The sequence below is a fragment of the Pseudomonas sp. VS40 genome (assembly GCF_018587885.1).
Lineage (GTDB): Bacteria > Pseudomonadota > Gammaproteobacteria > Pseudomonadales > Pseudomonadaceae > Aquipseudomonas > Aquipseudomonas pergaminensis.
Map to the genome: position 1 here is coordinate 36646 of NZ_JAGYWD010000005.1, position 20107 is coordinate 56752.

Genomic DNA, 20107 nt, shown 5'->3' on the forward strand with positions numbered 1-20107 from the left:
TGAAAAATATGTAAGAGAAAGTATGTAGGTGCTAAAAGATTTCGTCAGGGTGTTCTTCGTTCACGCGACCATTCGTCGCTACTGTCAACATTGACAGCTAGACGTCTCTCCTGCGCGGGTGTGTGATTTCCTCGTTCGGCACTCATGCCCGAGTCATCGCATCAGGAGCGCTTGCCATGCCCTCAAAACCCATTATTCCTGCCCCCGGCTCCATTCTTGCGGACACAAACCAACTTAAGCCGCCTGAACTGTTCAACGGGGTGTTGAATGTTCTGGGCGCTGAAATGGGTGGCGGGATACGGCATATTGAAAACTACATGCACGTGTTTATCCCAAAATGGGATCCGGTGGAGGAGTTCGACAACTTTCGCTTTTACATGCGTGATTCAATGCTCCCCCTGGCATCTGCCGATGTGCTTCCGGGACAAACAGATCAGTCTTCCTACGTGTTGGCGATACCTCAAGAGCTGATACCCGAGGGCTTCTCATTCCCTTGTTTCAGCGTTGTTCAGCGAGCCGGTTCCGGTACGGAAATCCGATCACCTGACGCCACCTGGTTCATCAAGAGTACACGCCCGGGTGGTTCGGACATGGGGCATCCTATGTTTCACCCCGCCCTGAAGCTCTCGCTGCCGGAGGACCTATCGAGGCCGGGTGCGGTACTCGATCCTGAGCGGGCCAGCAAGGGTGTGATATGCGGTATTGAGTTGTACCCCAACGCCCGTGAGCGTGACACAGTAGAGCTGTATTGGGATGGGAAGTTGGTCACTTTGGAACTGGATGAAGACCATGTCGATGGCACCACGGCCATTGAGGTGAAGGTCCCTAAGGAAATAGTTGAAGCCAGTACCAGCGGCTCGATCATTATTCGGTTCTGCCTGGAAGATGAGGTGGAAAACCGTTCCGGTCCGGACCGGCGCTGGTCGCAAGCGGTTCACCTCGATAGCGACTTAGAGCCAGGGCTGCTTAAACGGCCGTTCTTCGTGCTCAACGGTCACGAGATTTTTGATGTCAACTTCGATACGCAAAGCAGCGGCCACTTTGAAGTCGAGGTCGTTGCGCCCAGTCTGTTGCCCGACGGCAGCACTACGCCTGCGGGCACTCAAATTTTGGTGACACTGAGCGGCCTACGTTCGGATGCCACGCCGTTGATTGTGGCATTCCCACCGTTCCCCGCTCGCATAGGCCGTTCCGCGTCTGTCGATGTCGACAATGCCATCCTCGAGGAGCTGATCAACGGAACGATGAGGATCTCTTATGAGTTGCAGTTTCCCCTGGGAACCACGCTGGCGCACTCTCGCCGCGTGGCGGTGACGATTTTCGGCACCTACTCGAACATGCCTGCCCCCACCATCATAGAGAACGAGGGCGGCCTGATTAACCCGGAGGCGACCTCTATCACCGTAGGCTTTCCCGATTACGAGCCCTATAGCCGAAACTACAATGTTACCGTTCGGATGGAGGCAACCGGACATGGCGGTGATGCGGTGTTTAATGAGGAAACCAAATTGGCAGGAGGCCCGCCGCCAGAACCGCGCACATTCGATAGGGAGTTTTTTGAACGCTTCATCGGCCTGGGGAATGTGAAAGTGTTCTACCGGGTGGATGATGGCGGAATAAAAGGCACGGATGTCGGGACATTGAGGAAGCGCGACTCCGAACCGCTTTACGTCAGGTTCGGCGAGGCTGTGGCCCACTTGCCAGCGCCTGAAATAGAGGGCACGGATGAATTTGGCAATCTTGATCCGGACCTTATCTTCGGCAGTGTGAAAGTGACCCTGCCCTATACCGGGACTTTGGAAGAAGACAAAGTGACCTGGATCTGGACAGGTACGGGGGGCAGCGGCGGCAGTACGAGAGATTCAATCAGAGTCAATAGCGGTACTGCCGGCGCGCCCTTGAAGTTCAATGTCGACAAGACGTTTGTCGAGAATAACCGCGATGGCGAGATTCGCCTGCGTTATTACCTGGAACGTGAAGACACCGATACGCTTTACTCTTTCGATCTAGTGGTCAGTGTCGGCAAGGCGTTGGGGGAACTGGGAGCGCCTGAGGTTCTTTTGGCCACAAAAAATCCCGATCAACTGGATCCGGAAGTCGTGCCCCAGGGCGCAACCATTCGTGTGGCCTTCGAGGAGATGACGCCGAGCTACCGGATCAGGGCGGAGTGGCGAGGGCTGGCGAATATCGGCACTCACAAAGAGACTAAGGACGGCGATATCAGCAAGGTCCTAGACTTTGCCGTGCCGAAGGAGGTTGTTGGGGCGAATATTCATCCGTTGGGACGGGATATCGAGGTGCAGTTCTTTCTGATTCTCGGTGGCCGGGATATACCGTCGAAGATCTTGCACCTGCGCCTGCTGACCCTTACCAACAAGCCTGTGCCCTTGATAGACGGTATTGGCAACGTCCCCGTGCTGGAGCTCTACAACCTGTCCAATACCGCGCGCACCCGAACCGCTCCTTGGTTGTTCAGCCATCGTGACCAGCGGGTATGGATGACGTACAGCGGAACTTTTGCTGCCAGCAACGGCGGTGGCCCATTCTTCAATCAGACCTATAACGCAGACCGCTTGGGCGAGGTGGATGAGGTGGCTGGGCTTTCGCCGCCGGCACCGGTCGATAAGCTCCAACAATTGGCGGATGGTTCTACATTGACGATCAAAGTCATGGCGTCCTTTGATCGTAGCCTGGATGACAGCAATGCCGTGACGATGGATATCAAGCAGTATCAAATCCAGGCGCTACCCGGCATCCTGCCGCACCCGACGCTTGTGGGGGCCAATGGGACGGGCCAGACTGTGTCGGTCGATCCATTGAGCATTGAGCATAATCGCGCCGTCAATGTCTCTTTCCTGCCCATGTATCAGCGCGACATTATTACCCTGCAGTGGATTCATCGGGACGGTGTCACACCCCCTATCGAGTCACAAAATGGGCTGGACGGGGGCACAGTGGTATTCCCGATCGCGCTTGAAATACTGGCCCGTAGCGTGAACAGTCAGGTGCAGTTGCGTTACTCGCTGGTGCGTGACGGACACACCGTCGAGTCCCACATACAGACGGTCAACGTTGGGACTATCCCATCTTCAAGCTTGCCCGCGCCCGTCCTCAACAATCAAACGGGAGGCATACTCGACCTTACCCAGTTCACCGGTAACGCACTCGCGTCTGTTGGCAAGTGGCCCTTGAGTGCCGCTGGCACCTACGCGCAAAGGGTATGGCTGATTTGCACAAGCCCGGATGCCGCCGAACCGCTTTATATATTGCGCAACCATCCGATTAACGCTACTCAACAGGCCAATGGCCTGCAGAACATTGCGGTGCCTCGGGCCTGGTTGCAGGGTTTGAAGTACGGCAGCGCGTTGACAGTGACGTGTAAAGTCACTTATGACGGCAGTTCGGTGGAGTCCAGTGCCACTCCCTTTCCGTTGGCACATTTTACGGTGAGGCCAGGTTTGTTGAATGACATGACTGACTTCAATAACAGCAATTTGAACGGTTGGGCACCGCTACACACGATGGTGCCGATTCATATTGGACGCTCGGGTTCTGAGTACTACATCTTTACTACTCATAACGCGTACATGGGATGCCACAAGACATTTGCCAATGCGGGACCAGGCGTTTACGAGGTGACTGTCAGGTATCGTCACAGTCCGCGAACAAGCGGAAATTATGTCTATCTGAATGCCGTGTCGATCAAATATTTCACTGCTGAGGCGGGCGCCAATTGGTCAAGTACAACCCAGGGGCCTCTGATTTCAACTACAGACAAGGCCCAGTTTGCTATTAGATTTGAAAACTCACAGGTTCAGATCTCCTCTATTCAGGTGAAGCAGATCTCGAGATCCTAGCACTCATCACGGAGTCTAACCTCGGTCGGCGAAGAGGGGGGAGTCATTCACAGGCTCCCTGGCTGACCGTTGCTTAACATGCAGCCAGATATTTGGTTTCATCGTATGCACTCGTCGTGTGCGTAATGCCACTTGTCGGAACTGTCAAGACTGACAGTTATGCCCATCCTTGTTTCTGGCGTGTGATTTAAAGGTGCGGCGTCTTTCCTGACATCGCGAAAACACAGGAACTTTTCTCATGTCCGGTGAAACTGATCTTTCTATCAATACAGTGAATAACGTCCGGGCACAACTGGACCCTCCCCCCTATATCAATAACGCAGTCCGAACAGTAGTCGGCGCTGATATTGGTGCGGGCATTGATCAGACAAAACATGGCCTTTATGTGATTTTTGAACCCTGGGAAAACCTGAACATAGGCGATATTTACGAGTTCTTCATGGGGGACGTGATTCCCATCCAAAGCGGTGAGGTGTTGCCGACCCAAAAGGATGACCCCCGATTTTACCTGCATATTCGCCTTGAAAACGTCCCCTTGGGTGTTACCCATCCTTGCTATGGCGTAGTCAAACGAGCCGGTGGCGGTCGGGTCGATAAATCGGTTGATCAAACCTGGTTTATCAGGAGGGAGCGTCCGGGAGGCTTGGATACGGATCCCGGTGTGCCCTATCACCCCGAACTCAAGTTTGACCTGCCCTCGGACCTGCAGGGATGTGACGCTGAGCTGACACCTGACAGAGCCAGTAAAGGGGTGATCATTACCATCAAGCCGTATCCGGGTATACGTATCCACGACACCATCGTCTTGGAGTGGAATAAAGAGTCATCAGTGGTCAGATTGACCTTGGACAAGGAGCATTTGGCGGGAACCAAACCGATTGAGGTCAAAGTATCACGGGACATCATCCTCCAGTCGGGTAGCGGGCTTTTGGGTATTCGCTTTCGCGTGTTCGATGAGGTCGGTAACGGTAGCGGTCCTCTCTATCCGTGGTCGCAAACGACCCGTCTCAAAAGCAGCCTGGACCCCGATTTACTTGAGCGTCCTTCCTTCGTCATTGGCAAAAAGGAATACACTGATGTGGACCTTGATGCCCACGGCAACGGGCCTTTCGAGGTAGAGGTTTTCACACCCGAGTTTCTTCCGGACGGAACTCCTACACCCGTGGGCACCCAAATCGTCGTGACGTTATCACCGACACGTGAGCTGCCACCTGAAACGGCCCGTATTGACCGTTCGACGTTCATTATTGTTGACAGGGCCTATCTCGTAGAGCTGCTCGGCAGTTCGACCAGTATCACCTACTCGCTCCAGTTCCCTTCGGGTAACGAGATCGGGCGCTCCCGCCAGCTGACGATCAGGGTGACCGGTCGCTCATTCAACATGCCGCCCGTGTATATCGTGCAGTCGCAGGGCGGTGTGATCGACCCGAAAGAACCGTTCATTACGGTGGAGTTTCCCGAGTACGAACCTTACGGGCCCGGCTACAACGTGACATTGCGCATCGTGGATCAATCGGGCCAGGTTGAACCCTTTGAGCAAACCCTTCTGGCTGGCCCGCTGCCAGCGCTCTCTCGGACCGTGACTAAAGCGGAGTTCGAACCTTTTGTCGGTCTCTCTGACGTCAATGTGTATTACCGTGTGGATGATGGCATTCCAGGCATTCCGAGCCCTGCGACTATTCGCGATTCCCGGTACCTGCCGGTGCAGTTCGGCACTATTTTTCCTGATCTTCCTGCGCCGTTGATCTCCATGACCGATGAGCACGACAACCTTGACCCCGCGGTGCTTGTGGGCCGAGCCACGGTCACTTTGCCTTATGTGTTCACCGAGATTGACGATATCGTCAACTGGACCTGGATAGGTTCCGGAACCAATGGCAGCACGAAGGACGAGATCGAAGTCAATGGCGGGACAGTAGGGCGGCCGCTGGTGTTTGATGTTGACAGAGCGTTTGTCGACAACAACCTCAATGGTGACATTCGCCTGCGTTATTTCATCACGCGTGAAAACTCCCGGCCATTACGTTCCGAAGAGCTGCGCGTCACGGTAGGGCCGGGGCTGGGCGTATTGCTCAGGCCTGAAGTGTGGGAAGCGACACAAGATCCGGATGAGCTGGCACCTGAAACGGTCATTGCAGGGGCGACCATTGTTGTCCACTACCTGTCAATGCGGCCGACGGACCAGATTCGTGTCCACTGGAAAGGGCTGCCGGGGCTGGGCAGCCACACCGAGACAAAAGACGGCACCAACCAGGGGCGTGTTGAATTTAAGGTGCCGCCTGAAGTTGTAGGGGTCAATATCCACCGTCTCGGACGTAGTATTTCAGTGCAATACGATGTGCTGCGCGGAGGGCGTGAAACGCCGTCGCCAATACTGTCATTGCGTTTGCTACCTATCCGGCGTTTGCCGACCTCCGTTTTGGATACCGCCGGTGAAAATGAGGTGCTGGAGCTGTTCAAGCTTAATGGCCTTGAACGCACACGCATGAGTACCTGGCCTTTCGTCCATGTCGCGCAATACATGTGGCTGGAGTACATGGGGACTTTCCGGGACGAGTCGAACTACTTCGAGGCACGCTATGACGGCAACCTGGTAGGTTCCGAGGTGGCCAGCAAAGGCGTGTCTGTCGCAGCGCCGGTGGACAAATTCCTTGAACTGCATAATGGCTCGCAGTTGAGTATTTCCTTTTATGCCAACTTTGGCCGCAATCCGGACCGGGACTCTGCCGTTTTGTTTGGCGTCCGTACTTACCTGATACAGGAGGTGCCGCAGGAGCTGCCGTACCCCACTGTAGTCAACGCAGTGGGTTCTGATTCGTTGGTCACCCTGGACCCGTTGTTTGCACAAAATGGCGGACGCGTCATCGTTGCCTATACCTCCATGTCCACACAGCATCAAATCACGTTGGTTTTGAGCGGCACCCAGGGTGCCGGCACCTTTACGCTTACCCTGCCCGGGGAGCTTGATGGAAGCGTGACGTTCGACGTGCCTCCCAGTGTGATCGCAGCCAATATCGCTAATGGCACCTCCCGATTTACTGTCCAATACTCTGTGGCAAACGGAATCGGAAGCCCTGTTCCATCCGGCGTGGTGACAGTGATGTTGACACCGCTGCCGGCCGTCCACAGACCACCGGTGATCATTAACCAGGCAGATCCAAATACCAATGTTCTGGAGCTGAGCCGTGTGATAAATGGTGCGACGGTGCGCGCCACTACCTGGCCGTTCATTGCTGAATTTCAGCCGGTTTATCTGAGGCTGGAAGGCACCCACGCGGACGGGCGGCACCACAACTATGAGGTGTGGAACCTTGAGAATAATGCGGTGACGCAGCAGTGGGCGACGAATGGCTTCTTTGAAGCGGCGGTTCCTGCGAGTTACTTCAAGGACCTGCGACACGGTAGTACCTTGACCACTGTTTTCAGAGTCTTCCTGGCGACCAGCCCGGCATTTGATCGCGAGGTCATCGACTTTCAGCGGCAGGTCTATACCGTGGCAGATGCCACAGAGCGCCCGGTCATCCTGAGTGCTCATGATGACAGAGGCAATTTTATCGCCGACAACGGTCACACCGTGGCCATCGCGGTGACGCTCAGAGGTACCGCCGCGCCTCTCAGGACCGTGGATATTTATGACGGAAGTGTGCGCAAGGACAGCGCTACGGCTGACGGCAACGGGGTCTGGTCACGCCGGGTGACGGGGCTGTCTCAAGGGGCTCGCATTTTTACCGCCCGTGCAACCTACGGTGATCTACCGGTCTCGCCTCGGTATGTGGTGACTGTGCTCAACAGCACGCTTCCCACTATTGCAGTGTTCGACTCACGCGGCGAGGTTCGTCAGAACGGGACTACCTTTGATACTCAAGTGAGACTCGAAGGCACCGCAACGCCTCGGTTGCAGGTGCAGTTGTATGAAGATGGCGCACCGAAGCAGACGCTGGATGTAAGTTCGACAGGGAAATGGTCAGTTATCAGGAGTAACCTGGCGCAGCGCACCTACTCCTTCAAAGTGCGGGCACTCTATGCCAACTCTGAGTCCAACACGCGTGTATTTACCGTGGACCGCACCGTACCATTTAGCTTCAACACCACAACGGTTGTGCGTAATCAGCGCTTGTACTTGTGGCGCGACCTGACGACCAATCCCGCCTTCCGCCCTCAGCACAATCTGGATACGTTCCAGCATCGGGCCAGTGGTGGCCATGAACCCTATAAGTATGAGTCGAGCAATCCGGATTGTGCGGTGGTAGACGCCACGGGTGTGGTGGTCATTCTTAATAACGGCAGCACGCGCATTACCTGCCGTGACGCGCGGGGTACGGTATTGGGATATAACGTAGAGGTGAGTAACGTGGTGTTTTTTCGCGATTACGGTTTTGGCGGCGGCTATAAGGAATGTCTGTTCCAGGCGCACAACCGCAGGGGACGGTTACCTAGCCTGGATGAGCTGAGGGGAATTTATGCCCAGCACGGCGGCGGGCGCTGGCAAGGGCAGGCCCACGACCTATTCTGGTCGGTCACCAGCTCTGGATTCTTGCACCGGTCGGGTAAACACATGTTCAATGGTAGCGAAGGCAGTTTGTTCGAGCTGGGTAACCGCCTCACGATGGTCATGTTCTGAGTCAACGCAGACTGTTTGAGGCTCTCAAAAAAACGCTCACCACGGAGGTGGCGAGCGTTTTTATTAAAGCAGTGATATTAATGGGTTATTGTTATTCGCACTTTTGCGTGGTCGGGTTAAAGTTTTGCGTGCCTGGACATCTGTAAATATATTGAAGAAATCTTCCTGCGACTGGGTTCCAGACACATCGATAGTATGTGTGGGGTATGTTACCTGGGAAGTACCCAGCTTGAGTGCACGGCGGGTTGGGCGCACCCGGATTGGTGGTGACGAGGGGCTCTGGGACGTCCCGCGTTTGTTTCTCGGAAGTGCAACCACTGATGAAAAATGCCAAGCCGAGTAAGCACATTACTTTCACGGTTTGGCGTTTTTTTTCTTCACTGCGAAGCAGGCACATGGTGAGCTCCTTGTTGGAATATGCCTGAACAGTTAACGGTTAAAATAAGTACTCGTCTACTGTCAGAATTAACAGGTAGCGCGGTTGTTTAGAGGGGGTGGTGTGTCTGAGTGTTGCCTTCAAATCTTCCAGTGCTGCGCACTGTTGGCCAGTCTGCTGCGCATCGCATCTACATTGGCCCCCAGTTGCAGCGTCAATAGTCGGTAACCCTCTAATGCACTGTGCACCTGAACATCCAATACGGGGTCGACTGCGAGCCTGTTACCAGGTCGCTCCAGACGTTCGATTGCACCCGACTTCAACGCACGCGCCATCCCCACCAGTTGCACTCGAATCTGCCGATGCTCGGCCTTCAACATCATCTGCATCCGTGCCATCGCCTGTTCATCGCGAGGGTCTGGCCGAGTATTGCCAAGAATCTCCAGGGTGCTGATGCACATGCGCAGGTGGCGTTGAATCGCGTCTAGCTCGGTCATGGAAATCCGCACCTCCTTGGATACCGACGGCATCAATGAACGCAGTTGCAGTATCGCCGCATTCAAGCGGTTGAGCAGTTTCAGGTGTTCGTCATCGGTGACCGACTGGCCATTGATGATCCGGCTGTAGATCGCCGCGCAGTCGCGCAAGGCGCTGGCCAGGTTGTAGCGCCACGAGTACACCGCGTACAGCGGCAGGGCGAAGGAGAAGGCCAGGGCCAGGACGATGCCGATTAGGATGTCGACGGTGCGCCACAGGCCGTCCGAGATCGGGTTGTCGCCGTGCCCGGCAACGATAAACACCGTGATCGCTGACAGCAGCGCGATGTAGCCGCCTTTGCCGATGGCGTGGTAGGAAAAGAACCCGCACACCGCCGACATCAACAGGTAGGTCAGGAACGGCTGGCCGAAGTAGGCCTGTTGCACCACCAGCAGCAAACCGACGCTGGCGCCGATCAAGGTACCGTAGGCGCGCTCCACGGCTTTCTTGCCGATATTGCCGTGGTGCTGCAACCCGCCTATCACGATCAACATGGTCACCGACGCCCACTCACCGTGGGGCAGGTTGATGCCGGTGGTCAGCAGGATCGTCGCCAGCAAACCGATGGACACGCGCACGGCGTGAATCAACTTGGCATGGCGATAGCGGCGGTAGGGGTCGAGCAAGGGGCGTAGCAGGCGCCGGGCAAACAGAGGTAGGTGCAGATTCATCGGTATTAAAGTGGCCTCGATTGTATGAATGTGCGCGATCAAATGTGGGAGCGGGCTTGCTCGCGAATACGGTGGGTCAGCCAATACATCCGCTGCTGGTACACCGCATTCGCGAGCAAGCCCGCTCCCACAATGTGTTTGGCGCCGTTCTTAGAAAATGTAGTCGGTGGTCAGGAAGCTCGAGTCACGGTTGCGCAGGATGTCGCTGACCAGCGCCTTGTTGCTTTCCTGGAACTTGGTCGCCACCAGCGTGCGGATCGAGAACACGCGCAACGCGTCATGTACCGACAGCGTGCCCTCGGCCGAGTTCTTGCGCCCGTTGAACGGGAAGGTGTCCGGGCCGCGCTGGCACTGGGCATTGATGTTGATACGCCCGACCTGGTTGGCGAAGGCGTCCACCAGGCGCCCGACTTCCACGGCGTTGGTGCCGAAGAGGCTCAGTTGCTGGCCAAAATCCGAGTCCAGCACGTACTCGATGACCGTCTCCAGGTCACGGTAAGGCACGATTGGCACCACCGGGCCGAATTGCTCCTCGTGGTACACGCGCATTTGCGGGTTCACCGGGTACAGCACCGCCGGGTAGAAGAACGACCCGCGGCTTTCACCACCGTGCTCATTCACCACCTTGGCACCGTGTTGCGCGGCATCGGCAACCAGGCTGTTGAGGTAATCGACCTTGCCCACTTCAGGCAATGGCGTCAGCGCCACACCGTCTTCCCACGGCATGCCGGGTTTGAGCGTGGCCACCTTCTTATTGAATTTGTCGATAAAGCTGTCGACGACGTCTTCATGCACGAACAGGATTTTCAATGCGGTGCAACGCTGGCCGTTGAACGACAAGGCGCCGGTGACTGCTTCACTGACCGCATTGTCGAGGTCCACCTCCGGCAGCACGATGCCGGGGTTTTTCGCATCCAGGCCCAGCGCCGCACGTAGGCGGTGTGGTTTCGGGTGCAGCTTTTTCAAATCGCTGGCGGCCTTGTTGGTGCCGATAAACGCAAAGATATCGATCTTGCCGCTGGCCATCAGCGCGCTGACGGTTTCGCGGCCGCTGCCGTAGATCACGTTGATCACCCCGGCCGGAAAGCTGTCGCGGAAGGCTTCCAGCAAGGGTCGGATCAGCAGCACGCCGAGCTTGGCCGGCTTGAACACCACGGTGTTGCCCATGATCAGCGCCGGGATCAGCGTGGTGAAGGTTTCGTTCAGCGGGTAGTTGTAGGGGCCCATGCACAATGCCACGCCCAGCGGTACGCGGCGGATCTGGCCGAGGGTGTCCTGCTCCAGCTCGAAGCGGCTGGAGCGGCGGTCCAGCTCTTTGAGGGCATTGATGGTGTCGGTGATGTAGTCGCAGGTGCGGTCGAACTCTTTCTGCGAATCCTTGAGGTTCTTGCCGATCTCCCACATCAGCAACTTGACCACCGCATCGCGTTGCTCACGCATGCGCCGCAGGAACGCTTCGACATGTTGGATGCGATCGGCCACGCGCAGGGTTGGCCATTCACCCTGGCCACGGTCATAGGCGCGCACGGCGGCGTCGAGGGCGGTAAGAGCGGTGTCGGCATCCAGCAGCGGTGTGCTGCCGATGTGCACGCGCTCGTCGCCCAGTTGCACCGGGCTTTGCACTTTGGCCAAAGGGCCATTCCATACCCGCAACTGGCCGTCGACCAGGTAATCACGCTGTTCAATGGGCGTGCCGAGCTGGAACTGTTCGGGAATCGCTGCGGCGGAGGCGGGAAACAGCTGGGCGAGCAGGTTGCTGGTGGTCATGTCGCTACCCCTGGAATAGTTGCAAAACATGACTAGAGAGTCACCCAACAACAGGCTCTATGGCAAGGCTTGCGCGCTTTCTTGTTCGCTGCGCTGCGCCTGAAGGTTAAACTGCGCGGCTTTCTTGAAGGAGTTCACATGAGTCACTACCAGCCGGGCATTCTTGCCGCACCGGTGCCGTTGCAGGCACGCCATCTGTTTTTTGCCGTGGAGGCCCTGGCAGCCGTGCCCGCCGCGCTGGATGCGCTGGTGCCGTTGGCCGATTCGGCGGCAGTGGTCGGTTTTGGCGAGCCGCTGGTCAGCGCACTGGGCGCCCGGATTGATGGCCTGCGCACATTCCCCACGGTCTGCGGGCCGGGCGCGCATAACCCATCGACCCAGCAGGCCTTGTGGGTGTGGCTGCATGGCGAGGATCGCGGTGAATTGCTGTTGCGCAGCCGCGCCGTGGAAAAGGCCCTGGCCCCGGGCTTTCGCCTGGTGCAATCGACCGAAGGCTTTCGCTACAAGACCGGTTTTGACTTGACCGATTACGAAGACGGCACCGAAAACCCCCACGACGACGCCGCGGTTGAAGCCGCGTTGACCGACAGCGGCGCCAGCTTTGCCGCGATCCAGCAGTGGCAGCACGACCTGGATGGGTTTGCGGCGTTGCCTGCGCAAGAGCGCGATCACATTATTGGCCGCCGGCATGGTGATAATGAAGAGTTGGAGGACGCTCCCGAGTCGGCTCACACCAAGCGCACCGCGCAGGAGAGTTTCACGCCCGAGGCCTTCGTGGTCCGTCGCTCGATGCCGTGGGCCGAGAACGGCCAGGCCGGGTTGATGTTTCTTGCATTCGGGCATTCGTTCGATGCGTTTGAAGCCCAGTTGCGGCGGATGAGTGGGTTGGAGGATGGGATTGTCGATGGGTTGTATCGCGTGAGTACGCCGTTGACGGGGGGGTATTACTGGTGTCCGCCGATCAAGGATGGGCATTTGGATCTGAGTGCGATTTTTGCCTCGGTGTAAGTCCAAACTCTCGCCGCGCTGTCAATTCAAACTGTAGGAGCCGGCTTGCCAGCGGCTCCTACAGGCGTTGGTGTAGTGGTGGGCTAGATCACGCCGCAGGCTACGCGCTCGCCGCCACCGCCCATCGACAGGGTTTGAGATCGGGGCCGAAGATCAGGCCATCATCTGTTCTGTATACCGATCTGTGCAAACAGCGGCACCCTCCCGGCGCCGCGGCAATGGCGGCAGGCATACACGCCCAACACCACCGGTTCTTTCACCAGCGCCTTTGGCGTGCGTTCGAACCAGGTCGGCGCGACAAAGCGATAACCCAACCCCGGCGCCGTGGCGATATAGAACGACTCATCGTCGCCCAGGGTGCGGCGCAGTGTTTTTATCTGCGTGCGCAGGTTGCATTCCTCCACCACCAGCTTAGGCCAGGCGATGTCGAGCAGTTCGGTTTTCTGCAGCAGTTCGCCGGGCCGTGAGGCGAGGGCGATCAGCAGGGTCAGGGCGCGGTTGCCCAGGTTCACCGGCTGACCATGCTTGAGCAGTTGATGGCGCTTGGGCAGCAGTCGATAAGGGCCGAAGTGAATCTCTGTGCAACCGTCGTCTTCGAGGAGAGTTCTGGATGAATAATTCATGTCGGTCATAGATCACCTGGAAGTTTTTTCAGAGTAAGCCCGCCTGCACACGAGTCCTTTGGTTATTAGTGCAGTTGCACTAACAGGCGCGGGGGAAAGTTATTCGCCAAGCAAGTAGGCTGCTTGGGACGAGTTATCAAACGCGATGATTAAGTCGCTTCTGTTACAAATCGAAATATCTATAAAGTTTGGCAAAAGGCTATTAGCGAAAAATGTGAAGTCGTCGCGAAAATAAACGCCACGCCTTGCTTTGCCGGTCGTATTTATTGCCTCTTGTTGTTCACTTCTGTTCGGGTGAGGGCGTGTAAGTGCCCGTAAACAGCGGCCTGTAGCGTGTTTTTATTTTTTAATGAAAGTTCCATGCCTCGCCGGCGATGAGTTTTTCTCAACGCCAGGTTGAGCCAAACCTTTCACAGCGCCTGCGTGAGACGTTTCACAAGCTTTCACAGCGAAGGCGTTTTGATCGTGAGTAGTATGGATCCCATGCAAACCAACGGCGGTTCGAAGGCTCACTGTCTGACGTTTTGGGCATTCACCGGTTTGCATACTTTCAGCGTGCTGTTGCGCAACTGAAATAACTTCCCTATCGATGCAAGGAGATGAACATGGCTGATGTCCCACCAGTAAAAGCAGGCGGCGCCGACGACGCTATCGCGAAGATGGAAGCGACCTTCAACATGGCTATCGAGAAGTCGGCCAAGATCACCGAAATCAGCACCGCGAAAAAAGCGGAGCTCGACGCCACCAAACAGCGTCCGCAGAACTGATTCGCCAAACGGGCGGCGCCGGCGCTGCCCGTTTACCTCCCAAGTCCCGTTTTTATCCTGATTCTTGACCCCGTTGCACAGGCTCAAGGGGGCAAACCCGACTATGACAGCCCTGATTTCCCTGGGCCCGGTCGCCGCTACTGGCGCACCGACCCTGACGGTGACCGGCGGTTTGCATCAGGGCAGTTCCCTGGTGCTCGACCAGCCTGTCTACACCATCGGCGCCGACCTGGCGGCTGATTTGGTGCTCAGCGATCCCGGCATTGCCGGCCTGCATTTGCGCCTGCGTTTTGAGGGCGGCCAGGTGGCCGTCGAAGCGTTGGGCGGCGACGTACTGATCGCCGGCAATGTGCGAATCCCCCACGGCAGCGGCCATCGCGCGCGGTTGCCACTGCAGCTGCGTATCGGCACGGCGGGTGTGAGCCTGGCCTTGCCTGGCGGTGCTGAAAAACCGTCGGACGCGCCACGCAAATTGACCCCCTGGGTTGTCGCGTTCGTCCTGCTGTTTATCTGTGCCGGTGCGCTGGCAGTGCGTAGCGAAGCGCCACTGCTGCCCGCAACCGCCGCCGTCGAGGTTGCGCCAGTGAAAAAAGCCTCCCGCGAGCAAGCCAAGGCCTGGTTGGAACAGCAACTGCAAGCCGCCCACCTGGACACCGTGAAGGTCAGCAACAGCAACGGCCAACTCAGCGCCACCGGCACCTTCGAACAGTCGCAAAAACCGCAGTGGCTGGCCTTGCAGCAAGCCTTCGACCAGCGTTACGGCCAGCAGATCGTGCTCAACCCGCGCGTCGCCGTGCGCGCCGATGCAGCCGCCCCGCGGGTGCGCTTCCAAGCCGTATGGTTCGGCCCCCACCCCTACGTGATCAACGACAGCGGCAAGCGCCTGTACCCCGGCGCGGCGCTGGCAGACAACTGGGTGCTGGAGCGCATCGAAAACAACCAAGTCATCCTCGCCCGTGGCGCGGAGCGCTTCACCTTCACCCTATGAGCTCACGCATGAAAGTCGAACCCCGCCCGCTCATCCCCAGTGACGTACGCAGCGCGCCAGTCGAAGCCGTGCGCCCGGTCAACTCGCGTCAGGCCACCGCGTTCGAAGCGGTGCTCAAGACCCGCAAGACCCAAACCCGCCGCTCCCTGCGCAGCGATCTGGAAGCACTCACCAGCGCCGCCGGCGTCGACTCGCTGCTGTTCGGCAGTGCCCGTTCCCTGGAACTGCTGGAGCACGTGATGGAACACATCCTGCCAAGCCTGGACGCCGAGCCCCCTATCAAGGCGTTGGCCGTCGAACTGATCAGCGAAGAAATCGAGATGCGCCGCACCCTCGCACAGCAACGCTCGGAGGTACACGCCTGATGGCCCGCGATAACGACGACGCCGTGCAACTGCTCAAGGGCATTGGCGAACTGTACCGGCGCAACGGCCAGTCCCAGCGCGCCCTGGTGATGTTGCTGATCGCCGTCAACGTCGCGCCTAACGACGGCGTGCTGCTGCGCTCGCTGGTGCTGGCCTTCACCGACAGCGGCGACCCGGTCCGCGCCCTTGGCGCCCTGGACCGCTTGGTGGCGCTCGAAGGCGAGTCCGCCAGCCTGATGCTGCTACGCGCCCGTGCCCTGTGGTACGGCGAACGCAAGGACGAAGCGCGCCAATGCTTCAAGCGCTACCTGGCCGCACGCAGGGCCGGCGCATGAGTGCACTCAACCGCCTGAACAACCTGGCGCGCCTGGCTGCACAGCGCACTGACGTGATCATCGTCGCCTTTATGCTGATGGCGATTGTGATGATGATCATCCCACTGCCTACCTACCTGGTGGATGCGCTGATCGGCCTCAACATTGCCCTGAGCATCCTGATCCTGATCGTCGCGTTCTACATCGGCCATTCCGTGGAGTTTTCCGCGTTGCCGCCGCTGATCCTGCTCAGCACGCTATTTCGCCTGTCCCTGTCGATCACCACCACGCGCTTGATCCTGCTGCATGGCGACGCCGGCCATATCGTCAAGGCCTTCGGCGACTTCGTGATCGCCGGCCAAGTGGTGGTGGGCATGGTGGTGTTCCTGATCATCACCGTGGCGCAGTTCGTGGTCATCACCAAGGGCGCCGAACGTGTGGCGGAAGTGGCCGCGCGCTTCACCCTGGACGCAATGCCCGGCAAGCAGATGAGCATCGACAACGACCTGCGCAACGGCGATATCGACCAGCCCGAAGCACGCCGCCGCCGCTCGCGCCTGGAGCGTGAAAGCCAGATGTTCGGCGCGATGGACGGCGCGATGAAGTTTGTCAAAGGCGACGCCATCGCCGGTTTGGTGATCCTGGCCGTCAACCTGCTCGGCGGCATGCTGATCGGCATGATCGAGCGCGACATGCCATTCGGCGTGGCGGTGCACACCTACTCGTTGCTGACCGTGGGTGACGGCCTGATCGCCCAGATTCCGGCGCTGCTGATTTCCGTGGCGGCGGGCACCGTGGTCACCCGCGTCAACAGCGACGGCGAAGCCGGGGACCTGGGCAGCGAAATCATCAAGCAACTGGGCGCCAGCTACCGCGCGCTGGGCTTGACCGCGTTGATCATGATTGGCGTGAGCCTGTTGCCGGGTTTTCCGACCTGGGTGTTCCTCGGCTTGTCCCTGGTGTTTGGCGGCGCGGCATTCATGATGTATCGCCGGCATAACCGTGGGACTGATGAAGGTGAGGTGCTGGTCGAGGCACCGGAGCCAGCGGTCGAGGTGCACGCCGAGCTGGACGACAACCTGCCGCCTGATACCCGCGTAGTGCTGACCCTCGGCAGCGGCGTGTCCCAGAGCGCGCCGCGCCAGTTGCTGCGCCAGCGCGTCGAAGCGTTGTGCCACGACCTGCGCACCGACCTCGGCGTGGACATGCCGGTGCCGGGCATCTACATGGAAGCCAAGGCCAGCCCAGGCAGTTTTCGCGTGTCCCTGGAAGGCGTGCCGGTGAGCGAAGGCGAATTGCCGATCAACTGCCTGCTGTTGCAGGACGACCCCGTGCACGTGCAGTTGCTCGACATCACCACGGTACAGGCCGATTCACCGCTCAATGGCCGCAGCGCCCACTGGATCGAGCGTCAGCATGAAGACACGTTGCGCAACGCCGGCATCGGTTTCCTGCTGCCCGACGAAGTCCTGCGCGGTGTGTTGGAACGCAGCCTGCGCCGCTACGCCGCCGACTTCCTCGGCATCCAGGAAACCCGCCTGTTACTGGAGCGCACCGAGGCCACGTACAGCGAACTGGTCAAGGAAGCCCTGCGGCTGGTGCCGCTGCAGCGGGTGGCTGAAACCCTGCGCTTGCTGGTCAGCGAAGGGGTGTCGATCCGCAACCAGCGCGCCTTGCTCGAAGCCATGGTGGAGTGGGGCGCCCGCGAAACCGACGCCGGGCGCCTGGCCGAACACTTGCGCGCGGCGTTGGCGCGGCAGATCAGCCATCAGTACGCCGACCGCAATCGGGTGATCGGCGCACTGGTGCTGGCGCCGGGTCTGGAAGACCAGTTGCGCGGTTCCCTGCGTCGCCAGGAACCGCAGCGCGACCTGATCCCCGAAGAAGTCAGCCGCGCCTTGCTCGCCCAGCTGCGCCAGGCCTGCGAAAACACCCGCGAGGTCAACAGCGCGGTGTTGCTGGTGCACCCGGAACTGCGCCGCAGCCTGCGTCGCCTGGTCTTGCGCGGTGAGTTGGAGCTGGCGGTGCTGTCGTTCCGCGAGCTGGCCACTGAGTACAACCTGCAAGCGCTGGTGACCATCAGCCTCACCGAGATTTCCAACCGCCGCGCGCCTGCCGCGGCTTCCGTCACTGCCCTGGCGTCTGCCTCATGATGCGTTTTTGCGTGCTGTTGCTGAGTGTTGTTGCGTGTGTGAGCCAGGCTCAGGAAATCGCTGCCGGCGCCGGTGGCTCGATCGCCCTGTCCTCGGGGGAGGGGCGCATTCTGCACTTTGTCGCGCCCGTGGATTCGGTGCTGGTGGCCGAGCCGAATGTGGCCGACCTGCAAGTGGTGTCACCCGGCACGATCTATATCTTCGGCAAGGCACCGGGCAATACCAGCCTGATCGCCCTCGGCAGCGACGGCAAGCAACTGGCGAGCCTGACCCTGGCCGTCAGCAGTGGCAGCCAGGCGGTGACCGCCCCCATGCAGGCCCTGCACCCCGGCAATGGCGCGCAGGTCAGCGGTGCCGGCAACCGCTTGATCGCCAAGGGCACGCTGGGTTCGGTGGCGGAAGCGACGGACCTTAACGCGTTGCTCAACCCACAGGGCCAAGGCTTCCAGAGCGCGATCAACACCGCCGAGTACGCGGGGGCTGCCCAGGTAAATCTGCGGGTGCGGTTTGCCGAAGTGTCCCGCTCGGAGTTGCTGCACTACGGCGTGAACTGGAACGCGATGTTCAATAACGGCACCTTCTCGTTCGGCCTGATCACCGGTGGCCCATTGGCAGCGGCGTCGGCGGGGGGCTTGGCGGCGGCGGGCGCCGGCTCGGGCAATGTGAATATCGACGGCATGCTCGACGCCTTGCAGGCCAATGGCGTGCTGCAGATTCTCGCCGAGCCGAATATCACCGCCATGACCGGCCAGACCGCCAGCTTCCTCGCGGGTGGCGAAGTGGCGATCCCGGTGCCGGTCAACCGTGACCTGGTGGGCATCGAATACAAGTCGTTCGGCGTGTCGCTGCTGTTCAATCCGACCCTGCTGCCCAACGGTCGCATCGCCCTGCAAGTACGCCCGGAAGTCAGCAGTGTGGTCAGCGGTGGCACCGTGGATTTCGGCAACTTCCATGTGCCGTCCTTCAGCGTGCGCCGCGCCGACACGCGGGTGGAAGTCGGCAGTGGGCAGACCTTCGCCATCGCCGGCCTGTTCCAGCGCGAAAGCAGCCAGGACATCGAGAAACTGCCGCTGCTGGGGGACCTGCCGATCCTCGGCAACCTGTTCCGCTCCAAGCGCTTCCAGCGCAATGAAACCGAGTTGGTGATCCTTATCACGCCCTATCTGGTTGAGCCGGTACGCGGTCGCACCCTCGCCACGCCCCTGGACGCACAACCGGCTACCGCAGCGGCCACCGGACCGCGCAGCGGCGGGGCGTTCGGTTTCTACATGAATTGATCAGGGGGCCTGCCATGACTGCTTTGCGAGTGTTGATACTGTTGCCCCTGGCACTGATGGGTTGCCAGACCCATTTGGCGCCGACTTATTACTCGTCCGAATACCGCGCGGATGGCCTGCCGACCCAGTGTCAGCAACCGCCGGCCACCGACACCATCGGCCTGGGCGAAGACTTCAAGCCGACCCTGGCGTTGGGGTGCGCGAATAACTTGAACCTGATGCAGATGGTCGAGCGCAAGCAGGACCTGACCCAAGGCCGCCCGACCGGCCCGGCCATGGCCGCCCCCGTAGGCCGCGCCGCCCAGGTCTACATCGAAGGCTTCGACCGCGAACAGCTACAGCGCCGCAAAGACCAACAAGAAGCCAAGGCTGGCGCAGCGGGGGGCCAACAATGACCGCTTGTACGCTGATCCCATGCAGGAACTGGCTTGCCCGCGATAGCGGCCTCCCAGCCAACCCAAATCTACCTGACACCCCACATCCCAACTGTGGGAGCTGGCTTGCCTGCGATGGCGGCCTCCCAGCCAACCCAAATCTACCTGACACCCCACATCCCAACTGTGGGAGCTGGCTTGCCTGCGATGGCGGCCCCCCATCCAACCCAAATCTACCTGACACCCCACGTTCAAAATGTGGGAGCGGGCTTGCTCGCGAAAGCTTTGTGTCTGGCGCTAGAGATTTTGGGTTGGAGTACGTATCCATTGCCGCGGTAACGGCCGCTTATGGTCCCGCTCTTACAGTGGGTCACTTTTGGAAGGACCGGAAGCCGGCCCAGCCAAAAGT

At 59.0% G+C, this 20107-nt stretch carries 13 protein-coding genes; 10 read left to right on the top strand and 3 right to left on the bottom strand.

Translation table 11 applies throughout. The features are described from left to right. Positions 1-176 precede the first annotated feature (176 nt). Complete coding sequence (locus KHP07_RS16045; protein WP_214497489.1) at positions 177-3857, top strand: hypothetical protein; 3681 nt, start codon at positions 177-179, stop codon at positions 3855-3857. 238 nt (positions 3858-4095) lie between these two features. Next, on the top strand, positions 4096-8478 hold the full coding sequence (locus KHP07_RS16050; RefSeq protein WP_214497490.1) for an immunoglobulin-like domain-containing protein: 4383 nt from the start codon (positions 4096-4098) through the stop codon (positions 8476-8478). A gap of 516 nt (positions 8479-8994) precedes the next feature. On the opposite strand, the gene KHP07_RS16055 is transcribed toward KHP07_RS16050, so the two are convergent. Both KHP07_RS16055 and KHP07_RS16060 read right to left on the bottom strand, forming a co-directional pair. After that, positions 8995-10056, bottom strand: a complete 1062-nt coding sequence (locus KHP07_RS16055; protein ID WP_099493907.1) for an FUSC family protein — start codon at positions 10054-10056, stop codon at positions 8995-8997. 156 nt (positions 10057-10212) lie between these two features. Then, a complete protein-coding gene (locus KHP07_RS16060; RefSeq protein ID WP_214497491.1) occupies positions 10213-11829 on the bottom strand; it encodes an NADP-dependent glyceraldehyde-3-phosphate dehydrogenase in 1617 nt (538 codons plus the stop codon). 138 nt (positions 11830-11967) lie between these two features. On the opposite strand from KHP07_RS16060, the gene KHP07_RS16065 reads away from it, so the two are divergent. Then, the gene (locus KHP07_RS16065) at positions 11968-12837 is read left to right on the top strand and encodes a Dyp-type peroxidase (protein ID WP_214497492.1); all 870 of its coding nucleotides are present in this window, start codon (positions 11968-11970) and stop codon (positions 12835-12837) included. Between the two features lie 161 nt (positions 12838-12998). Here KHP07_RS16065 and KHP07_RS16070 read toward each other — a convergent pair whose 3' ends face one another. Further along, positions 12999-13460, bottom strand: coding sequence for a winged helix-turn-helix domain-containing protein (locus KHP07_RS16070; RefSeq protein ID WP_214497695.1), 462 nt, complete (start codon positions 13458-13460; stop codon positions 12999-13001). 605 nt (positions 13461-14065) lie between these two features. Between KHP07_RS16070 and KHP07_RS16075 the strand changes: the two genes are divergently transcribed. The 7 genes from KHP07_RS16075 to KHP07_RS16105 all read left to right on the top strand — a co-directional run bounded on the left by KHP07_RS16075 (position 14066) and on the right by KHP07_RS16105 (position 19719). Next, the gene (locus KHP07_RS16075) at positions 14066-14227 is read left to right on the top strand and encodes a hypothetical protein (protein ID WP_016969018.1); all 162 of its coding nucleotides are present in this window, start codon (positions 14066-14068) and stop codon (positions 14225-14227) included. Positions 14228-14330: 103 nt separating this feature from the next. Further along, a complete protein-coding gene (locus tag KHP07_RS16080) occupies positions 14331-15215 on the top strand; it encodes a SctD/MshK family protein (RefSeq protein ID WP_214497493.1) in 885 nt (294 codons plus the stop codon). 8 nt (positions 15216-15223) lie between these two features. After that, positions 15224-15580 (top strand): hypothetical protein, encoded by a 357-nt coding sequence (locus KHP07_RS16085; RefSeq protein ID WP_214497494.1) that lies wholly within the window; start codon positions 15224-15226, stop codon positions 15578-15580. After that, positions 15580-15915 (top strand): tetratricopeptide repeat protein, encoded by a 336-nt coding sequence (locus tag KHP07_RS16090; protein WP_099493872.1) that lies wholly within the window; start codon positions 15580-15582, stop codon positions 15913-15915. The genes KHP07_RS16085 and KHP07_RS16090 overlap by 1 nt, the downstream gene beginning before the upstream one ends. Further along, positions 15912-18047, top strand: coding sequence for a type III secretion system export apparatus subunit SctV (gene sctV / locus KHP07_RS16095; RefSeq protein WP_214497495.1), 2136 nt, complete (start codon positions 15912-15914; stop codon positions 18045-18047). The genes KHP07_RS16090 and sctV overlap by 4 nt, the downstream gene beginning before the upstream one ends. Continuing rightward, complete coding sequence (locus KHP07_RS16100) at positions 18044-19324, top strand: type II and III secretion system protein family protein (RefSeq protein WP_214497496.1); 1281 nt, start codon at positions 18044-18046, stop codon at positions 19322-19324. The genes sctV and KHP07_RS16100 overlap by 4 nt, the downstream gene beginning before the upstream one ends. A gap of 14 nt (positions 19325-19338) precedes the next feature. Beyond that, entirely contained in the window at positions 19339-19719 is a 381-nt protein-coding gene (locus KHP07_RS16105; protein WP_078047844.1) for a hypothetical protein, read from the top strand. Positions 19720-20107: the final 388 nt, after the last annotated feature.